This is a genomic window from Actinoplanes sp. CA-030573, from assembly GCF_050951115.1.
Classification (GTDB): Bacteria; Actinomycetota; Actinomycetes; order Mycobacteriales; family Micromonosporaceae; genus Actinoplanes.
The window spans coordinates 3,508,927-3,528,511 of sequence record NZ_CP192038.1 but is presented as its reverse complement, the minus strand read 5'-3'; the positions used below and the strand labels follow the sequence as shown (position 1 = coordinate 3,528,511).

The window sequence follows — 19,585 nt, the reverse complement described above, 5'->3', positions numbered from 1 at the left end:
GTCGTTCCGAAGCCGGCACCGAGCTTCTTGCCGAAAGTAAGTCTGCTCATCGTCCGACCTCTTGAACCAGGGGTGTCGGGGCAGGGTGGTCGAGCCCCCGGCGCGCCGCCCGCCTGCGGCGTCCGTCGAGTCCGCACCGTCAGTCTCGCGACACCTGGAAGACGACCAGATGTCCGGCCTGCGTTATCTGCTCAGATTAGCCCGGATTTTCCCGGGCGCGAGCTCGATCGTCAGCCACGGCGATTCGGGGTCCGGGCGTTCGCAGGGTGCCGCTGCGCGACAGCGCAGCCCAGCGTGAGGCCGGCAAAGCGCGGCACGGCTGGCCAGCTGATCCGCGGGCGGTCGGCTCGGTTACCGCGCACCGAGCGCCTGGGTGCGCCGGCCGATCGCGGCGGCTGTCGTGGCCAGGACGCCGGCGCCGGCGGCGGCCCACAACGCGCCCGGCGCACCACCGTGGTCGATGAGCACACCGCCGAGGGTGGCGCCGACGGCGATGCCGGCGAACACGGTCACGCTCAACCAGGTGTACGCCTCGGTGATCGCCTCGGCGGGGGCGACGACGGCGACCAGGGTGTTGCCGGTGATCAGCGTGGGCGCGTTCGCCGTGCCGGCGATCACCAGCGCCACGGCGGCGGCGATCACCGACTGGTTGGCCACCGCGATGAGAACGCCGCCCACCGCCATCGCGGCCGCGCTCAGGATCAACCGGCGGGCCGGGTCACCCGGCCAGGCGCGGCTGCCGTAGACGGTGCCGGACACCAGGCTCGCTCCGGCCCACGCGGCGAGCAACACACCGGCGACGCCCGGCCGGCCCAGTTCGCGGGTCAGGGCGACGACACCGACCTCGGTCAGGCCGAACAACCCGCCGATGGCCAGGAACATCACGATGAGCACCCGTACACCGCGAGACGCCGTCGCCCGCGCCCGGCGCTCGTCTCCCGCTGCGGGCCGCGGTGGTGGTTCGGTGGACCGGTGCGCCAGGAACAGGGCACACCCGAGGGCGACCAGACCGGCGGCGACGAGCAGCCCCGCGCCGGGCGCCACGCTCGTCGCGGCGGCCACGACCAGCACCGGGCCGACGACGAAGACGGCCTCCTCGATGAGCGACTCGGTCGCCAGCGCGGTGTCCAGGCGAGGGTCGCCGGCCGGCAACCTGGTCCAGCGTGCGCGGGCGGCCGCACCGATCTGCGGCAGGGTGACGCCCACCGCGGCGGCCAGCCCGACCAGCGCCACCGCGGGCGCGTGCAGGTAGGCGGCCACGACCAAGCTCGGTCACCATGACGAGCGCGCCGAGGCCGGCCATCGCCTGCGGTAGCCGGGCGAGAGCGCCCGCGGCGCTGAAGCTCGCACCGTGCACCGACCACACCCGGCGGTACGACGCCCACCACGGCTCCGCGCCCGGGCCCCTGGTCAACACCGGCTGACCCTACGGCACGGCGCCGGGTCAGGGGCGGCGGCCGCCCTGCTCTCCCACGCGCGGCAGCGGGCCCAGAGGGCAGCCGGTTCCGCAACCGGGCCGGCGTCCGGCCGGCCCGGATCACCGATCGCGGGCGACATGGCGACCTTCACGGTCGCCGCGATCGGGATGGCCATGACGGCGCCGACCAGACCGAGAAGGGTGCCGCCGACAAGGCCACCAGGAGGACCACGGCGGCGGGCATGTCCACGGTGTTGTGGAAGACGCGCGCTACCAGCACGTAGTTCTCGCACAGCTGGTACGGCACGAAGAACACAACCAGGATCACGGTCCGGGCCCAGAGACCGACCGTCACGAGGGCCGCCACCACGCAAACCGTGGCGCCCAGGGTTGCGCCGATCATGCGGATTAGGTCGGCCAGCGCGATGGTGACGGCGAGCGGCAACGCGTACGGGATGCGCAGCAGTTCCAGGCAGGCGAACGTCGCCGCGCCGGCGATGACCGAGATGACGATGTTCCCGATCATGTAGCCGCCGACCTTATCGACCAGGACGTCGGCGACCTCAGCTGCTCGCCGCCGCCGCCGCCGCGACGGGAACAGGCCAACCAGCCGGTCGCGGAGGCGCGGCGGGTCGGCGATGAAGTACATCGTGAGAATAAGGTCGGTGAAGGTGGAGCCGATCGCCCCCATGAACCGCCGGAAGTAGCCCACCGCTCCCCCGGCCAGCCGGCTCGGCAGGGCGGCGACCGCGGCGCTCAGGCGTTCGGTCAGGTGATAGCGGTCGGTGACTTCGCGTACCGCCTTCGAGTCCGCGGCCAAGTTGCCGAGGTAGCCGGGCGCGTCGTGGAGGAGATGGCCGCCCTGGCTCACGATCGGGGGAACCAGTGACCAGATGAAGGCCGCGCTCAGCACGGCCAGGACGCCGATGATGACGGCCACGGCGGCCGCGCGGGGCACGCCTCGCCGGGTCAGCCGGCCGACGACCGGCTCGAGGCTGATCGCCAGAAAGAGCGCGATTACCACCAGGAGCACGATGCCGCGGACCAGGAAATCCCGTACGCGCCGAGAAGCACGACCAGCACGCCCAGCGTGCCGACGACCGCCCACCGGAAGACCTGCGTCAGAGAGACCCGGGCCCGGTCATCAGGCGCCATGGCGGGATACCTCCTCGCTAGCGTTCTTCGCCGCTATCGGCCCAGGCCTGCCTCACGGGCCTGGATGATGGCCTCCGCGCGGTCGGCGACTTGGAGCTTGGCGAAGATGTTCGACACGTGGTTGCACACGGTCTTCTGCGAAAGGCCGAGCTGGCGGGCGATCTCCGGATTGGCGCGGCGCTGGGCGACCAGTGCCAGCACGTCCCGCTCCCGGTCGGTGAGCTGGGGGAACGCAGCGACGGGCCGGGCGTTGCGGGCGAAGTAGTCGGCGATGCGGCGGGCGACCGCCGGGCCGAAGACGGCTTCACCGTCAGCCGCGGCTCGCACGGCGCGGATCAGGCGTTCACGCAGGGTGCCCTTGAGGACGTATCCGCGGGCTCCGGCGTGGAGCGCTGCGAAGACGGAGTCGTCGTCTTCCAGCATGGTCAGCACGACCACGCCGATGTGCGGGCTGGCGATGGTGATCCGGCGGGTGGCTTCGATTCCGTCAGAGCCGGGCATCTTCAGGTCCATTAGCACGACGTCCGGCTGGGGCAGCTGGGCCAGCGCCACCGCGCCCGGTCCGTCGGTCGCCTCGCCGGCCAGCTCGATGTCGTCCGCCGGCGCGCGGGCGGCGCGCAGGCCGGCCCGGAAGGGCTCGTGGTGGTCGGCGATCAGTACCCTAATCGGCTCCATGGCCTCTGCCCGGATCGAGCGGTAGCCGAGCCGACACCAGTGTGCCGCCTTCGGGCCGCGGCGAGACAGTGCATCGGCCGCCGAGCTCCTGCGCGCGTCCCGCATCGATGCCGAGCCCACCCCCGGCGCCGGCTCCCGGGGCAGGCCGCGGCCGTCGTCGCCGACCTCGACGAGCAGCAGGGGGCCGTCGACCTTCAGGCGCACTTGCGCGTCGCGGGCATGAGCATGGCGTACCACGTTGGTCAGTGCCTCGCGGACGATGGCATAGGCGGCCACCTCCACGGCGGCGGGCAGGACGGGTAGGTGATCGGCGACGACCCGGACTCGTACCGGCAAGGAAAGCTTCGTTGCGGTCTGCCGCACCGCGCCCGCCAGGCCCATCTCGTCGAGCGCCGGCGGCCGCAGGCCGCGGGCGACGCGCCGCACCTCGTCCACCGCGTGCGCCCCGGCAGAAGGGCCCCCTTTCCTGCGCCGTAGCCCGGTCCGGCCGGCCCCGCGATCCGATCCAGCCACGCGTAGAGGCCAGGACCTTCCCGATGCATGGCTGATCGCTGAATGGCCGGGCGGGGGAGCGCAGCCGGGCGGTGATCACTCTGCTGGCGGATTTGGTTTGCGGGTCCGGCCGGTGAATCGGAGCCGGTCATGTACTGGCCACGGACCTCTAGACGCCACCCTGATCCGGCTGGCGGAGCTGCGCTGGTGCATCGGGCACGGCTAGCTGTGATGTCCAGGCAGGTTGGTTAACCGGGTGATGGGTGTGGCTTTGCCGATGGCGGTGTGGGGTCGGTGGTGGTTGTAGTCGTGCAGGAATGAAGGTAGCGCTGCGCGGCGGGCTTTCTCGGAGGAGTAGAACTTCGCGAAGGCCCAGCCGTCGGCAAGGGTGCGGTGGAATCGTTCGATCTTCCCGTTGGTTTGAGGCCGGTACGGGCGGGTCTTTTTCACCGTGATGCCGAGCGCGGCGCAAGTGTCACGCCAGAGGTGGGACTTGTAGGCGGAGCCGTTGTCCGACAACACTCGGCGGACGGTGACACCACGCTGGGCGAACCAGGCGACCGCGTTGGCCAGGACAGCGGTGGCGGTGGCGGCGGTTTCGTCGTTGTGGATCTCGGCGTAGGCGACGCGGGAGTGGTCGTCGATGACGGTGTGCACGAACGCGGTGCCGATCAACGGATTGCGGTACTTGTTCTGGCGCTTGCCCGTGGTGCGGGCCCGGTTCTTGTCGCCTTGTTGCCGGCCGAGGTAGCGCCAGCCGCCGCCGTCGGGGACGTTGCCGAGTTTCTTGACGTCGACGTGGAGCAGATCTCCGGGCGCGCGGTGTTCGTAGCGGCGTATGGGCTCGCCGGTGATCCGGTCGAGGTGGCTGAGCCGGTTCATCCGGCAGCGCACCAGCACGGCGTGCACCGTCGAGGCGGCCAGGCCGAGTTCGTCGGCGATCGCGACCGGCCCCCAGCGTCGCCTGCGGCGTAGGTGCACAATCTTGCGGACCAGCGGGGCCGCGGTGCGGTTCGGCTGTGAACGCGGCCGTGACGAGCGGTCGGTCATGCCGGCCTCGCCGTGCTCGCGGTAACGCTGCGCCCATTTCGCCGCGGTACGCCAGGACACGTCATAGCGTTCCGCCGCCCGAGAGGGTGACCAGCCGAGGTCCACGATCAGACGCGCCAGCCGCAATCGCGCTCGCGGGGTCAACGCGGCATTAGCGTGGGACATGAAGGCCTCCAGTGCTGCTCAGTGGTGTCTCGACAACCCCACTGCACCGCCGGAGGCCTTCATCTGTTCACCAGATCAGCCCGCGATCCTCAGATCGAGTGGTCGCACTTCCTCGACCAACGTCCCCGGACATCACAGCTAGCGAAGGTGGTTCTGCGCCAGGTTGAGGGGTCATGGCGGCCATGATCCAACTCATGATCATTGTTCGGGTTTTGCGGGGTAGGGGCGCGAGGGACGAGGTAAGGATTTTCGACGGTAGTCCTGGGGCCAGAGTGATGCTGCGGCCGAGTGCCTTCAAGGCTGGTGCGACAACGCTGGTGGGGCGTTGAGCCTTGCCCATAGTCATTCCCGCGTAGGCGGCAAATCCGGTGTGGACGGGCCCTGGGGCAACGGACAGCACATCGATGCCGAGAGGGTTCAGCTCGCCGTGTAGGCCTTCGGCGAGAGCCTGAACCCAGGCTTTGGTGGCGGCGTAAGTAGCCGCTCTCGGGACGCCTTGGTAGCCCAGGACGGAGCTCAGCAGTATGATTCCGGCGTGCTCGCGGTGGACGAATCGTGTGCTGAAATGATGGGTCAATTTCATCACCGCCGAGCAGTTGACCTGGATCATGGCGAGTTCGGTAGCGAGATCGCCATTGAGGAACGCTCCTGAAGTGCCATAGCCGGCGGCAGCGACGACAAGGCCGATGTCGAGATCGGTGCTGGCGGCTATCACGTTGTCGGTGCCGGCGGAGCAGGCCAGGTCGGCGTCCACGACCCGGCAGTCGATCGTGTAGCGGTCCGTGAGGTCGTGAGCGATGTCGTCGAGCACGCTGCGACGTCGTGCGACTAAGACAACATTTAGGCCTGCGCCGGCGAGCTGGTATGCGAATTCGCGTCCGATCCCCGAGGACGCACCGGTGACCACGGCCCAAGGCCCGTAACGGTTGGTCATAGTGTCGCCTGCGTCGGTGGGGCGGCTCATCGGTCAGCTCCCGTGGTCGAACGTGGATGTGCGGGTAGGAAAACGGCGACGGCTAAGGCAGCGAGTAGACATGCGGCGGCCGCGGTGAGGCACCCGACGTGCAAACCGTCAAGAAAGCCCTTTTCAACAGCGGTGTGCATCGTGCTCCGAAGGGCAGCTGGCGCCTGACCGGCGACGGCCAAGCCTTGGGCCAAGCCTTCACCGGCGAAGGCTCGCGCCTCCTGCGGGAGGGCCTGTAGGACACTGGTCTCGTGCAATCGAGCTGTGTAAAGGGTGGAGAAGATGCTGCCAAGTACGGCGACGCCGAGGGTTCCGCCGATTTGGCGAGTCGCGTCATTGACGGCTGAGCCGGCGCCCGCCTGTTCGGGGCGTACGACCGCCATGATGGAGTCAGTGGCCGGTGCCGTTGCCAACCCCAAGCCGCCTCCGAGAAGCACCATCTGGGCGGCGACGATGACGTACGGGACCGAAGGCTGCACGGTTGAGGTCCACGCGAAAGCCATGGCGAGCATCACCAGCCCAGCGGTTACGACAGCTTTGGTGCCAATTCGAGCAACACCCAGCCGGGTGCCCACGGCGGAACCAACAGCGATAGAGATTGCGACGGGCAAGATCCGCACGCCGGTGATTAACGGGCTGAGGTTCTGCAGCTGCTGGAAAAACTGCGTAATTAAGAAGATGAATCCGAACAAAGCAAAAAACGCAACCGTGACGGCACCACTGGCGGCGCTGAACCGCGGGTTCGCGAACAGCGTCACGTCGATCAGCGGATGAGTTTGGCGGCGCTCCACGGTGATGAAAGCGGCGAGCGCTGCCGCGGCCAGGCCGAACCCCGCGACCGTCCACGGCGACATCCATCCCAGCGTGGGGGCTTGGATGATCGTGTAAACCAGGATGCCAAGAGCAGCGATGGAGGCGAGTAGGCCAGCCCGGTCGAGCGGGGCGCGATGGACATCGCGGGAGACGGGTACGACAAGCCAGGCCCCGATCGCAGCGATGATGGCGGACGGCGCCAAAGCTAGGAACAAACTTCCCCACCAAAAGGTCTGCAGTAGGACACCACCTAGGATTGGGCCGATCGCCACCCCAAGACCGCTCACTGCACCCCACGCGCCAATCGCCCCCGCCCGCTTACGTCGCTCCGGGAATACGTTGGTGATGATTGCCAACGTTGTCGGGTATATGAATGCTGATGCCGCACCCATGAACACCCGGGCGACTACTAGCTGACCGGTCGTCGAACATAGGCCGGCGGCGACACTACCGGCGGCGAAAGCAGTCAGCCCCAGCACCAGGGTGCCCCGGCGTCCGTAACGGTCGCCGATGGTGCCGCCGGCCAACACCAGCGCTGCGAAGGCCAGGTTGTAGGAGTCAACGATCCACTGCAGGCCCCTCGTCGAACTGGCCAGCGCCTGATTCAAAGTTGGCAGGCCTACATTGACGACAGTCGTCTCTACGTTGATCGACAACGTGGCCAGTAGTACCACGGCCAGAACGATTCCTGGCCGCAGGGAACCGGACGCGCTCCGAGCGGTCGGAGCCAATGACGATGCTGGAGAGTTGGGCAACGGTAGCTTGGCTGCGAAGATGGAAGGTCTCTGCGAAGGCGGCATCGGTGCACTCCACGGTTTAGTTGTCAGTGTCAACACCGCCAGCGTGCACGAGTTTGTTGTCAGTGTCAACGTGGAGGCGGAACTATCTACCCAATAGCTGGCCGAGAAGGGGACACTCAGACGGTGACACCGCATGACGACAGCATTCCCACGCCTGCTCTCACCCGACGTCGCCGCAACGGTGACCTGGCCGCAGTACTGCTGGCCCATGGCGTCGACCTTGCTCGGGCTGGTGGTCCCGAAGCCGTCTCGCTACGCGAAGTCCAACGGAGAGCCGGAGTAAGCCATGCCGCCGCCTACCGGCACTACGCCGACCGGGAAGCGCTGCTGGCTGCCATCTCCTCGTACGCAAAAGCGGCCATATACAACGCCATGAATGCCGCTCAGCAGCAAGTTCCGTCCAAGACCTCAGCGGCATCGTCGCCCGCTGCCGCTCAGGTATCCCGCGCCAGGTTCGACGCCCTGGGACGTGCATACCTTGACTTCGCCCTTACCGAGCCCGGGCTGTTCCACACCGCTTTCCTGCCCGACAGCAACGTCTCTCCTACCGCAGAGACGCCCGACGGGCCCACTTCGAACCCCTACCACTTGCTCATGCGGTGCCTCGACGACATGGTCGACGCCGGCGCTCTCGCCCCCGAGCGGCGGCCCTTCAGCGACGTCGCCGCCCTCGCGAGCGTCCATGGCCTCGCCGTACTCCTACTCGATGGACCGCTACGACACCTCGACCCCATGCACCGCGAGGCTGCGATCAAGCGCACACTCGACATCGTCTCCGCTGGCACCAAATAGCCAAGATCGGAAACCGACTTTTTCGGTATCAATCGGCATGCATGGTGAGCGAGGTAATCATTGGCCAGAACAGTCCGGAGCTGGTTCCGAGAAACTGATTCAACGCGGGCGAGAAATGCGCCCCACGACAGCCCCTTATGGTGCATCAGCGGCAGCATTTCGATGACACGCGGCGACTTGCTGCACCCCACGGCAGGATCGCCGAAGCGAACGCCGCCGCTCACCAATGACCTCGTTGATGCCCTTGTCGTTGACGGGCGCCGCCACGACCGTGACCGCACCCACGCTGATCAGCACCTGCCCCGGCCAGCCAGGGCTGCTGCACCACCAGTCGGCGGGCGTTCTCGTCCAGCTCACATGCGTGCATGACAACAAGGGAGCCCACCTCCACGTCCGGTGCTGCCGCGGTCATAAGGAGGCACCACCGCGTACGCTCTTGTCGATCAACGGCCCAACCGGATACGATCAGGTCCGACACAAGCGCAGGTGTGATTTCCTCCCGGACGATTAGGTTCTGTCTCGTAGATCAAGGCCGTCGGGTACGGCGTGGAGCCAGTCGAGCATTTCGACGAGGTCGAGGGTGGCTGGGAAGTGGGCGCCCAACTTGTCGTAGCGGGTGGCCAACCCGCGCCAGTGTTTGCGTCGGTTGAAGCCGCGTTCGACCTGGTTGCGCCGTTTGTAGGCCGTCGGGTCGAGCGCGGGTGGCCGGCTACCGTTGCGGCCCTTGCGCAGCCGGTTGGCGATCTGATCGCGTGGCTGCGGGATCGTGGTGACGATGTGTTTGTTCCGCAACGCCTGCCGGTTCGCCCGTGACGAGTACGCCCGATCGCCGGTTAACGAGTTCGGACGCACGCGCGGGCGTCCCGGTCCGGGTGTTGCCACGCGGACCTGATCGAGCAACGGGATCAGCTGTTGGGTGTCGGCGGCTTGCCCTGGCGTGATGAGTGAGACCAGGGACCGGCCCCGCCCATCGGCCAGCGTGTGGATCTTTGTGGTCAGCCCGCCGCGGGAGCGTCCGATGCCTTCGCGTGCCTGCGTCGCGGCGACGTCGAGCCCCTTTTTGCGGTCCCGGCGGCATGCTGGTGAGCCCGCACGATCGTCGCGTCGACCTGGGCGTCCCAGTCGATGTCGTCGTCGAGTTCGGCGAGGGTGACGACCTGGGCTTTCAGCCTTGCCCAGGTGCCGTCGGCGGCCCACCTGCGGAACCGCTGATACGGCGTCTTCCACGGCCCGTACCGCTCGGGCAGGTCCCGCCAGGGTGAGCCAGTGCGTTTGACCCAGAAGATCGCGTTGATCACCTGCCGGTGATCACGCCACCGCCGGCCCGGGACTGGCTGGGCCGGTAGCAACGGCGCCAGCACAGCTCATTCCTGGTTCGTCAGATCACCACGGGCCACACCACATCAACGATCGACATCCATGATCGCCACGTTGATCTAAGTGAGTGTTTGAGATGTTGATTAGGGCCAGGTGAAGGTGCGGCGGAGTTGGCGTTGAGCGGGTCTTCCGCGAGTGATCCGACGGAGCATGCCGTTGATGGCGGCCCAGCGATGACGGCTCCGGAGACGTCGGGGTGGCGTTCGTAGTCGCGGACCAGTCGGCGGTGCGCAGTGAGCCAGGCCAGGGTTCGCTCGACCACCCAACGCGGGGATGGACGGCGAAGCCGCGCTGTTCGGCGGGTTTACGCACGATCTCGACGGTGGTCTTGAGGGTGGCGCTGGCCCCATCCACGAACCGGCCGGCGAAGCCCTGGTCGGCGAAGACGTGCCGGACCGGACTGGTCAGGTAGGTGCTGAGCAGGGCGGTCTTGCCGCCGTCACGGTCTTGCCAGGAGGCGGCCAGCACGCAGGCGGTGATCAGCAGGCCGGCGGTGTCGGTGACGATGAAGCGTTTGCGGCCGTTGATCTTCTTGCCTGCGTCGTAGCCCCGCGAGTCCTTGCTGACGGTGTCAGCGCCCTTGACGCTTTGCGAATCGAGTACGCCGGCCGATGGCTCGGGTTCACCGCCCTGAGCTACTCGAGCCTTGACCCGCAGCACGGCCAGGAGTTTCTCGGTGACGCCGGCGTCTTCCCACCGCGTGAAGTACCAGTACACGGTCTGCCACGGCGGCAGATCCGCCGGCAGGTACCGCCACGGGCAGCCCGAGCGGACCAGGTAGAGGATCGCGTTGCCGATCTCGCGCCGTGGATGCTTCTCCGGCCGGCCGTCCTCAGACGGCTCAGGTAGCAGATCCTTGACTAGGTCCCACTGGGCGTCGGTCAGATCACAGGGATAACCACGGCGCGAAGACACCGCGACACCCTGCCCGACCCGGCACCCATGATCACGCTGCCACACCGTCTATTGAGAACTTCTCAATCACGCACTAAGAGACAGAACCTAGGGCAAGCACGGGAGCACTTTTCCCGTGCTAGGACGCGGACCGTGCTCGATTCCTGGCGAAGAACTTGCCGGGACGGTCACGCCCCCACCTACCGCTCATCCACAGGTTTCGAGCAACGTCCCTCCCTGGGACAGGTAGGTGCCTTCGGATACGGTCGTCGTAGAGATTGCACCAGTGTCGCTGGTCCAAGACGCGTCACCGTCGTGGATGCTCTTTCCGTCGCCATCGCTGGCGCCTACGCTGTTGGACGTGATCAGATTTAAGCGCGCAAGGCGAAAAGTTCCTGCCGAGATGGCGGTCTTCCTCGGTATAGCTGGTGGTTTTACCTTCTTGGTCGCTTTAGCCCTTGGCGCAGGAACCGTTCAGCCAAGTTTCGAGGTGCTGGTCCTGCTCGCGGGTGTACTGACGGTCGTTGGGCTGCTGTTGTTTTTATCACCTAAGCGATAACGGTTTTAACAACCTGCTGTGCAGAACCTTTGTTGCATTTGATGCGAAATCGAGCGCCCAGCTGCCAAGGGCGATTCGCCGCGGCGGATCAGGCAGAGCGACTCGCTCAAAGTTCGAGTGGTCAGCTCGAGGGATCACGAAGAGTTATTTGGCTAGATCATGCGTAGACGCCACGCGGCGTCGCAGCCGGTCACCTATCTGCTCGAGAACAGCGACGAGGCAGTCGATGGTCCGCCGTATGCCGACGACGCGATCGCCATTCGCAGCCGTTGTGATTCAGCTAGCTGATCGCGTTCACGCGCGCCTGCAGGCCTTCGGCGAAAAACGGTGCGCCGCCGCCCTGCGCCCGATCGCCAAGACCAAAGCGGCCGACGTCGCCCTCTTGCGCCGCGACGGCGCCGCGCTGCGACAGGTGCCAGGCCTCACCCGCAACTGCAGCCTAGCTGGATCGCGCGGTGCGGACGTCGACCCGGCCGGGGTGGGCACGGCTCTCATCCGGCGCGGCGACACCATCCTCGGCGCCTTGCGGTGAGCGGCGGAACGCCGCCACGGCAGGACCACAATTACGCCATAGCGGCGCTTGCCATTCCGGCTCTGTAGCAACGCGGCGGCTCGATACCGCAGGGCGCCGCACCCTGCGGCATCGTCCGGAGGCGGTCAGCTGACGGTCAGCGCGGTGTCGTCGATGACGAACGAGGTCTTCAGCGAGGAGTCCTCGGTTCCGGTGAATCTCAGCGTGACGGTCTGGCCATCGAAGGCGGCCAGGTTGTACGAATGCAGGGTGTACGCGCCGGCGTTGAGGTTGGAGAACACCTGCAGCGTGGTCGTGCCGGCCTGGACGGTCAGCTTGTCGTACTGGCTGCTGGTGGTCGTCTCCGCCGTGCTGATCTTCAGGTAGAACGAGAACGTGTAGGAGCCGCACCCGGCGGGGAGGGTGACCGACTGCGAGAGCGTGTCGGTGTGGGTGGAACCGTAACCGTCGAGCCACGCGTCGCGGGTGCCGGTTCGCGGCGCGCCCTCGCCGGTGTTCGCGCCGATGACCCCGGTCGACGCGGTCCACGGTGTCGTTCCGCTCTCGAAGCCGGGGTTGCCGAGCTTCTGGCCGGCGCCGGCGCACCCGCCGGTTCCGTTGACGGTCAAGGTGTACGAAGCGGTGTGTACCGCGGAGCCGGTGCCGGTCACCGTGATGGTGTACGAGCCGGGGGCGGCGGCCGTGGTGGTCGCGACGGTCATCGTCGACGATCCGCCGGACGTGACCGACGCGGGGCTGAAGCTCACCGACACACCGGCGGGGGCGCCGGAGCTGGTCAGCGTGACGGTCTGCGCGCTGCCGGCGGTGGTGGCGGTGTTCACGGTGGCCGTGGCCGAAGAGCCGGGGTTCACCGCACCCGCGCTCGAGCTGAGCGACAGCGAGAAATCGTTCGCCGTCGACGTGCCCGTGGTGAGGGTCCAGAGGGCGTACTCCTGGGCGTTGGCCCACCGGCCCAGCGACGTGGTGTTGATGTTCGACGGGTATGAGTCGCAGGCCTTGTGGTAGCAGGAGTCGTAGGCCTGCCCGGCCGTGCCGCCCCACTTGGCCACCTGAGCGCTGGTCTTGGTGAAGCTGGCGCCGGTCGAGTTGATTGAGGACGGGATGCCGGCGTTGCGGAACGATCCGTCGTCGCTGCAGCATTCGGTCGAGGTCTCGGTCGGTACGTTGATCGACGTGAAGTACTCACGCAGCTTCACGGCGATCGGGTCAGTCCCGGTGACGAAGTACCCACCGTTGGGGGAGGCGACCATGTCGAAGGTGCCGTACGCCTTGATCGCGCTCCGCTGGGCCGAGCTCAGCGAGTTGACGTAGAACTTGGAGCCGATCAGTCCCTGCTCCTCCCCCGCCCACCAGCCGAAGCGGAGGTGGTTGGTCATGGCCGGGTGGTTCGCGGCGAGCTGGAGCGCCGCCTCGAGGAGCGTGGCCGTACCGGATCCGTCGTCGTTGATGCCCGGCCCGGCCGAGACGCTGTCGGAGTGCGCGCCGAACATGTAGGTGTTGGCGGTGTCGCCGCCCGGCCAGTCGGCGATGATGTTCTTCGCCGAGCCGCTGCAGGTGGTGCAGGTCTGCACGGTGACGGTGAAGCCGGCCGCCTGGAGCTTCTGCTGGAGATAGGTCGTCGTCGCGGTGTGGCCGGCCGTGCCGGTGGTCCGGTTGCCCCCGTTGCCGGTCGCGAAGCTCTGCAGCTGTTGCAGGTGCCCGTTGACGTTGGTGACGCTGACGGTCGGCGGAGCGGCCAGCGCGGCGCCGGCGGCCGGCGCGGATGAGCCGGACGTCCGCACACCGGACGAGGCCGCCGCCGGCAGCGCACTGAGCGTCAGCGCCGCCGCGGCGAAAACAGTTAGGGCAGGTCCTGCCGTCACCGTTCTGAGTCTCATGAGGGGGCTCCTAAGAGTTGAGTGGCAATGGTGGTTGCGTCTCACAGTCCGGCCCAACCCCCGGTGATGGGGTTGCTTGCGGTGGGTTCTGCCACGTGACCTTGGCGCCAGAGTGCAGCGTTGGGTTCAACGGCGGGTCCCCTTGTGGTCGGTTCCTTCGCCCGGCAGAGGCCCGATGTCGCTTTCCGGCATCGGGCTGCCGCAGTCACCGCCGCATGGCTACGTGAGCCGGCGGGGGTGGGTGCGGTTGACCGAGTCAGGGCCTCTCGCTGCCCTGGAACGTTCAGCCGGGCCGCAAGCGCAGCCTGGACGTGTTCATCGATGGAGGCGGTGACCGGGTTGTCCGGGTCGGTGAGTCGGACGCAGGTGGCCATCGCCGCCGACACCAGATCCCGATCTCCGACCAGCCCGCAGAGCGGGCAGGAATGGGTCCGCTGCGACAGCGGCTTCTTCTGCCGGAGCCCGCAGCGGCACTGCTGGGACAGCGCGGTCTGCCTAGTGCCGGCGCGCAGCAGCCGGCCGCCAGCGGTGCCGCACTCGGCTTTAAGGGCCGCGATGAGCATGCCCGGGGAGAACAGCTCGATGCCGCGCCCCCACAGCCGGGCCCAGGCGCGGATGTTGGTGTGCTCGACGACCAGGTTCGGGCCGTGCGCCGCGACGATCTGACGGGCGGTGTCGGCGGCTCGGTAGTGTTTCGCCTGCGATCCTGAACGGCTGGCCGCGGCGTGCTGAGCGCGGGTGGTGCGGTAGCCGCCGGAGAGCTGGTCGCGCCAGTACGCGCGTTTTGGGCGGCCGGCTTTGTCGGCAACTCGGGCGCCGCCCGGCGTGTCGATGATCTTCGGCGGTAGACCGGCGGCTGCGCGGCGATCGGCGCGGCTTTGCTGGCGTTTCGATGGCTGATATTGCCCGGCGTTGGTGTTGCGTCGGGAGCGGTCCAACGCTCGCTGCCGGCGGCGCGCGTTGACCGCCGCCTGGTTCGCGGCCGTGCGCTGCTGCGCGGTAAGCCTGAACTGATCTCCGGCAAGCCCGGCCGGCGTGTCCGGGTCGGCCGGCATCGAGAAGACCGACAGATTCGAGACGTTGCCGTCGACGCCGCCGACCCGATCCCGCGGTGCTGCCGCCCGGGCGGCGGCGTGTTCGGGGCTGATCCAGCCACCGCCGAGGACCATCAGGTGCGCGTATACCCGCCAGCCGCCGGGGGCGTGTCGATCCTGTACCCGCGCTAGGTCGATCTTGTGCCACAGCTGAGGTTTGGAGAGGAAGTGCTCCAGTCTCGCTTGCGCGTCGGGGCTCTCGGGTAGCCGGACCGGGAGGATCAGATCGGAGCCGCAGCCAGTGAACACCACCGCGAGCTGCCCGGCATGCTCCCACCAGCCGCCGACCGACGGCTCCGGCGGCGCCGGCATGCATTGCGGCTGTTGCAAGGCTCGGGCCGGATGCCGGGCCGGGAACGCCGCCCGATGACCGTTCAGAGTGCCGACCAGGCGGAACGACTCCCAAACCCGGTCCTTCGTGTGCGAGCGCGCGCGGCCGGGGATCCGGGTCGAGTCGAACCAGCCACCGGTGCGGGGCCGGCCATGCCGGCGCCCGCTGGCGTCGGAGAACAGGTGCCGGTCGACGGTTTCCCAGACCTCGTCCGCCAGATGCATGGCGAGGGCTTTGGTCAGATGCCGTCTCAACCACCGCGACCGGTCCACAAATTCGGACGAGGCCTGCTCGAACGCTTTTCGGGACAACCCGAAGCGGGCCTGTGTCTTATTCAGCCCGACTCGCTCACGAAGCCGATGCGCGCGGCAGTACGCCTCGACGCGGGAGCGAGCCATCTTCTGCAACGCCCGCCGCAGATGAAACTCCGCGGTGAACATCGCGAGCACGCGATGGCGCAGGCGCCGGTCGGTCAGATCCAACTCGAGCCGGATCACCGCGGTCGGTGCGTCCTTCGCTCGGCGCCAGTTCTTGTCCTTCGACTTCCCGCGACTGCGACGCACGACGAGCTCCCCTGAGTTCACGGCCATGCCCGTCACCGCCTTCGCTCCCACGCCCGCCACGCTGCCGCTACACCGACCCTGCAACATACGCCCAAGATCCAGCGGTGCGTATCACCCGCCGATACCGCAGCTTGATCGCTCCTCACCGGCCTCACCGACGTTCAGCTGGAGACGCTCGCGGAACGCGTCGCTCGCCGACTCCCGGCGCCACCAGAACGGCGCCAGACCCTCCCGCTCCCTGACCGCATCGCCATCACGGGCGTGGCTCTGCGCACGATCCTGATCATCCAGGCGCTGGCCGCGAGGTTCCGCAAGGGCGATTCACGGCTAGCCGTAGGAGATCAGGACTGTGCCACCGGCACAACATATCGAAATACCTATATCTCTTGTACGCGAGCCGGTCGCCGGCGTGACCGGCGACACATCCGGGCATGTCACGGAACGGGAGGCTGCCTTGTTCCATGGCCATGACGGAGACAACGAACCAGACCGTGATCGTGGCCGGGGCCAGTGGTGTCCTCGGCCGGCACATCCGCCGGGCGCTGACCGGCGCCGGGCACACCGTGCTGGGCGTGGGCCGCGGCGAGGGCAACGAGATCCGCGCCGACCTGCTCGACCGGGACGGGCTGCTGCGGGCGTTCGAGGGGATCAGGGCCGACGTCGTCGTGCACGCCGCGACCGCGCTGCGCAAGCCGCCGATGACGCACAAGGGCATGTTCGGCACCGACGACCTGCGGGTCGCCGGGACCGCGAACCTGGTCGAGGCGGCCCAGCTCGCGGGCGCCCGCCGCTTCATCGGCGAGAACATCGCCATCGGCTACGGCTACCGCGACTTCGGCGACCGCGTCCTGACCGAGGCGGACGAGTTCGCGGCGCCGGTGACCGACCCGAACATCAACCGGCACCTGGAAGGCATGCGGGAGAAGGAGCGCCTGGCGCGCGAGTCGGGGCTGGAGGCGATCTCGCTGCGCTTCGGCCTCTTCTACGGCCCGGGTGGCACCGAGACAATGGTGCACATGCTGCGGAAGCGACAGCTGCCGGCGTTCCACGACCATGGCCGGGTCTCGCCGTGGACGCATCTGGCGGACGCGGCCGCCGCCGTCGCCGCCGCGGTCGATCGGGGGCGGCCCGGTGAGGCGTACAACATCGTCGATGATCACCTAGGCTTCGGGGAGATGATCCGGGCGATCGCCGAGGCCTTCGGCACGCCCAAGCCGTTCACGGTGCCGGCCTGGATGATGGGCTTCGCCTCCTACATGCACCTGATGCTCGGCGTCTCCATGCGGGTCTCGAGCGAGAAGGCCCGCCGCGAGCTCGGCTGGCAGCCCGCGTACCCGACGGCGCGGGACGGGCTGCGCGCGCAGGCCCGCGCTAGCGTGCACCCATGATCGACGACCAGGTCTTCGCCCAGCATCGGCGGCTGCTCTTCGACGTCGCGTACCGGATGACCGCAAGCGTCGCCGATGCCGAGGACATCCTGCAGGAGGCCTGGCTGCGGTGCCGTGACGTGGACGGCGACCGGATCGCCAACCTCCGGTCATACCTGGTCAAGACCGTCACCAATCTCTCGCTCAACCAGCTCACCTCGGCCCGCGCCCGCCGCGAGGCCTACGTCGGGCCGTGGCTGCCCGAGCCGGTGCTGACCGAGCCGGACGCGGGCGAGGAGGCCGAGATGGCAGAGTCGATCTCGATGGCTATGCTCGTCGTACTGGAGACGCTGACCCCCGCCGAACGCGCGATCTTCCTGCTCCACGACGTCTTCGGCTACAGCCACGCCGAGATCGCCACCATCCTCGACCGGACCGAGGTGGCGGTGAGGCAGACCGCGGCCCGGGCTCGCGCGCATGTCGCGGCCCGGCGGCCCCGCTTCGACGTCGACCAAGGGGTACGCCGGGAGGCGGTGGAGCGGTTCCGGCAAGCCTGCTTCGGCGGCGACCTCAACGCGATGATGGAGCTGCTGGCGCCCGAGGTGACCTGCTGGTCCGACGGCGGCGGCAAGGTGACCGCGGCCCGCCGCCCGCTGGAAGGCGCCGACAAGGTCGCCCGCTGGCTGCTCGCCGTCTTCGCCAAGCCGGAGGTGCGCGACACGCGCCTGGTGCTCACCGAGATCAACGGCGAACCGGGCCTCCTCGGCCTGGTCGACGGCCGGCCGGCCGGGGCACTCTGCTTCGACTTCGACGGCGAGCGCATCACCGGCGTACGCATGCAGGGAAATCCGGACAAGCTGCGGGGTCTCAGCCGCTGACGCCTGGGTCCCGGATGTCGTACTCCGGCATTAAATCCGACTTAAGTTTGGCCGGGCTGCGACCCCGGAAAGGGACGGCCGGCTCCGCCTGACCTAGCCTGGGCCGCGCATCGTCCCCGGTGAGGACTCACCATCGAACTGCGCGAGGTCGCCAGGTGGTCGTCGTGAGCAAGAGCCGTGCCGGCACGCTGGTGCTGGCCTTGGCCGGTCTGCTGCTCGGCGGCGGATGCACGGAGAAGGCAACAGCGGACGCGGCCTCACCCGCCTCTGCGGCCCGAGCGACCAGCTCACCACCAGCGGCCGCCGCCGACCCGGCCGGTCCGGCCGGCGCCGCGCCGGTCGCGACGCCGGGCAGCGCAACGGCGGAAGAGGATGCCGCATCGGGCATGACCAGGGCCGCCGGCGGATGCTCCGGAGCGGCGGTCGCGGCCGCACCGGCCACGGCTGCTCCCAGCGCCGCTGGCTACCTGGGTACTGGATCGGCGGACACAGCCGCCGGCGTGGACATCGGCCCGGGCTGCACGGTCGTGGTGGGCGGCCACTTCACCGGTGCCATCCTGGCGAAGGCGCGCCGGCTGACCGGCGGAGCGGCTGGCGCCGTGGTGCGCCTGGACCGCACCGGGCGCACGGTGCTGTCCGCCACCCGCGTCGCCGGCACCGTCACCGACCTCCAGGTGCGCCGCGGCACAGGCGACATCGCGGTGGCCACCGATGCCGGCGTACGGGTGCTCGACCCGGCCGCGGCGGCGGTGCGCTGGAAAGCCCCGGGCGCGATCGGCCGGGTGGCCATCGGCGCGAGCGGCACGGTCGCCGCGTCGGGTGGCACCACCGTGCGGATCTACAACTCGGCCGGCCGGGTCACCGGCACCGTGGCCTTGCGCGGGCGCACGGTCAACGACATCGCGGTCGACGACCGCACGGGCCTGGTCTTCGTCACCGGCTTCACCCAGAGCGGCGGACCGTGCCACCAGGTGCAGATCCCGTTCGTGCGAGCGTACACCCGCGCCGGTGTCCTGCGGTGGAAGCGCTACGACTTCGCCGCTGACGAACTCGGCGGCCTCTGCGCCGACGCCCGCGGCGACCGGTTGGCGATGGGTCGCGACGGCCGCCTGTACCTGGCCGGCGAGACCGCCGGCGGCAACACGAGCTTCTCCACCGATGGCAGGTCGGTGCGGTCCAAGGCACCCAACGTCGGCTACGACAAGTTCACCGAGGCGTTCAACACCGGCTCCGCACACCTCACGTACGTGGCCCGCCTCGACCCTGCGACCGGCGCGGTCAAGGCGGGCCAGATGCTGCTCACCCGGCTCGACAGCGGAAAGGGCAACACCATCGTGCCGCGAGCGCTCGCCGCGGACGCCCAGGGCCGCGTCTACGTCGGCGGCTCCGCCGCCGCGCAGCTCGCCGACCGCAAGAACCTCCGGATGAACGGCAAGCGGCTGAAGGACTACGCCGGCGGCGACGCCTGGCTGCTGGTCACCTCCCCCGACCTGCGCAAGCGCCTGCTGTGGACGTCCTGGACCGACGGCGGCACCGGTCAGGTGCAGGCGGTCGCCGTCGACGGTCCGGTGGCGGCCGTGGCAGCCGACGTCGACCGATTCCCCTTCTACACCAGGGCTCCGGTGCAAACCGCGACCGGCCGTGGCTACCTCGCGGTGTTGCCCGCCCGGCGCTGACCGGAGCGGCCGAGGGAGCACCCGATCGTCATCGGCGCGGGCTTCGGCCGACTCGGCCGCCGGGCTGGCTCAGTGGGTGGGGCCGGTGGAAACTGACTCTCCACCGGCGTCCTG

General features: G+C 68.6%; 15 protein-coding genes and 2 pseudogenes. 6 read left to right on the top strand and 11 right to left on the bottom strand.

The genetic code is table 11. The annotated features are described in order from the left end of the window. Nucleotides 1–351: 351 nt before the first annotated feature. The 7 genes from ACQP2F_RS16395 to ACQP2F_RS16365 all read right to left on the bottom strand — a co-directional run bounded on the left by ACQP2F_RS16395 (nucleotide 352) and on the right by ACQP2F_RS16365 (nucleotide 7,405). The gene (locus ACQP2F_RS16395) at nucleotides 352–1,266 is read right to left on the bottom strand and encodes an MFS transporter (protein ID WP_433304828.1); all 915 of its coding nucleotides are present in this window, start codon (nucleotides 1,264–1,266) and stop codon (nucleotides 352–354) included. 299 nt (nucleotides 1,267–1,565) lie between these two features. Then, nucleotides 1,566–2,441 carry an AI-2E family transporter gene (locus ACQP2F_RS16390; RefSeq protein ID WP_433304827.1) on the bottom strand — a complete coding sequence of 292 codons (876 nt, stop codon included), beginning with the start codon at nucleotides 2,439–2,441 and terminating at the stop codon, nucleotides 1,566–1,568. Continuing rightward, on the bottom strand, nucleotides 2,435–2,572 hold the full coding sequence (locus tag ACQP2F_RS16385) for a hypothetical protein (RefSeq protein WP_433304825.1): 138 nt from the start codon (nucleotides 2,570–2,572) through the stop codon (nucleotides 2,435–2,437). The genes ACQP2F_RS16390 and ACQP2F_RS16385 overlap by 7 nt, the downstream gene beginning before the upstream one ends. 33 nt (nucleotides 2,573–2,605) lie before the next feature. After that, a complete protein-coding gene (locus ACQP2F_RS16380; RefSeq protein ID WP_433304823.1) occupies nucleotides 2,606–3,682 on the bottom strand; it encodes a response regulator in 1,077 nt (358 codons plus the stop codon). 279 nt (nucleotides 3,683–3,961) lie between these two features. Then, nucleotides 3,962–4,954: an IS481 family transposase gene (locus ACQP2F_RS16375; protein WP_433304021.1), complete on the bottom strand. Its 993-nt coding sequence runs from the start codon at nucleotides 4,952–4,954 to the stop codon at nucleotides 3,962–3,964. Nucleotides 4,955–5,021: 67 nt separating this feature from the next. Continuing rightward, nucleotides 5,022–5,888 carry an SDR family NAD(P)-dependent oxidoreductase gene (locus ACQP2F_RS16370; RefSeq protein WP_433307532.1) on the bottom strand — a complete coding sequence of 289 codons (867 nt, stop codon included), beginning with the start codon at nucleotides 5,886–5,888 and terminating at the stop codon, nucleotides 5,022–5,024. 26 nt (nucleotides 5,889–5,914) lie between these two features. Continuing rightward, entirely contained in the window at nucleotides 5,915–7,405 is a 1,491-nt protein-coding gene (locus ACQP2F_RS16365; protein ID WP_433304821.1) for an MFS transporter, read from the bottom strand. 249 nt (nucleotides 7,406–7,654) lie between these two features. On the opposite strand from ACQP2F_RS16365, the gene ACQP2F_RS16360 reads away from it, so the two are divergent. Further along, a complete protein-coding gene (locus ACQP2F_RS16360) occupies nucleotides 7,655–8,323 on the top strand; it encodes a TetR/AcrR family transcriptional regulator (RefSeq protein WP_433304819.1) in 669 nt (222 codons plus the stop codon). Nucleotides 8,324–8,830: 507 nt separating this feature from the next. Here ACQP2F_RS16360 and ACQP2F_RS16355 read toward each other — a convergent pair. Continuing rightward, a pseudogene (locus ACQP2F_RS16355) lies at nucleotides 8,831–9,684 on the bottom strand (IS5 family transposase). Nucleotides 9,685–9,794: 110 nt separating this feature from the next. Then, nucleotides 9,795–10,660 (bottom strand): annotated as a pseudogene (locus tag ACQP2F_RS16350) (IS5 family transposase); the annotation flags it as partial. A 295-nt stretch (nucleotides 10,661–10,955) separates the two neighbouring features. Between ACQP2F_RS16350 and ACQP2F_RS16345 the strand changes: the two are divergent. Then, the gene (locus ACQP2F_RS16345) at nucleotides 10,956–11,153 is read left to right on the top strand and encodes a hypothetical protein (RefSeq protein WP_433304817.1); all 198 of its coding nucleotides are present in this window, start codon (nucleotides 10,956–10,958) and stop codon (nucleotides 11,151–11,153) included. A 238-nt stretch (nucleotides 11,154–11,391) separates the two neighbouring features. Next, nucleotides 11,392–11,685: a hypothetical protein gene (locus ACQP2F_RS16340; RefSeq protein ID WP_433304815.1), complete on the top strand. Its 294-nt coding sequence runs from the start codon at nucleotides 11,392–11,394 to the stop codon at nucleotides 11,683–11,685. A 125-nt stretch (nucleotides 11,686–11,810) separates the two neighbouring features. On the opposite strand, the gene ACQP2F_RS16335 is transcribed toward ACQP2F_RS16340, so the two are convergent. Next, nucleotides 11,811–13,562, bottom strand: a complete 1,752-nt coding sequence (locus ACQP2F_RS16335) for a M28 family peptidase (RefSeq protein ID WP_433304813.1) — start codon at nucleotides 13,560–13,562, stop codon at nucleotides 11,811–11,813. A 41-nt stretch (nucleotides 13,563–13,603) separates the two neighbouring features. Beyond that, nucleotides 13,604–15,601 (bottom strand): zinc ribbon domain-containing protein, encoded by a 1,998-nt coding sequence (locus ACQP2F_RS16330; RefSeq protein ID WP_433304811.1) that lies wholly within the window; start codon nucleotides 15,599–15,601, stop codon nucleotides 13,604–13,606. A 416-nt stretch (nucleotides 15,602–16,017) separates the two neighbouring features. Between ACQP2F_RS16330 and ACQP2F_RS16325 the strand changes: the two genes are divergently transcribed. The 3 genes from ACQP2F_RS16325 (at nucleotide 16,018) to ACQP2F_RS16315 (ending at nucleotide 19,471) form a co-directional block, all read left to right on the top strand. Further along, complete coding sequence (locus ACQP2F_RS16325) at nucleotides 16,018–16,938, top strand: NAD-dependent epimerase/dehydratase family protein (protein ID WP_433304809.1); 921 nt, start codon at nucleotides 16,018–16,020, stop codon at nucleotides 16,936–16,938. Then, complete coding sequence (locus ACQP2F_RS16320; protein WP_433304807.1) at nucleotides 16,935–17,795, top strand: RNA polymerase sigma-70 factor; 861 nt, start codon at nucleotides 16,935–16,937, stop codon at nucleotides 17,793–17,795. Before ACQP2F_RS16325 ends, ACQP2F_RS16320 begins: the two co-directional genes overlap by 4 nt. Before the next feature lie 164 nt (nucleotides 17,796–17,959). Continuing rightward, a complete protein-coding gene (locus ACQP2F_RS16315; protein ID WP_433304805.1) occupies nucleotides 17,960–19,471 on the top strand; it encodes a hypothetical protein in 1,512 nt (503 codons plus the stop codon). Nucleotides 19,472–19,585: the final 114 nt, after the last annotated feature.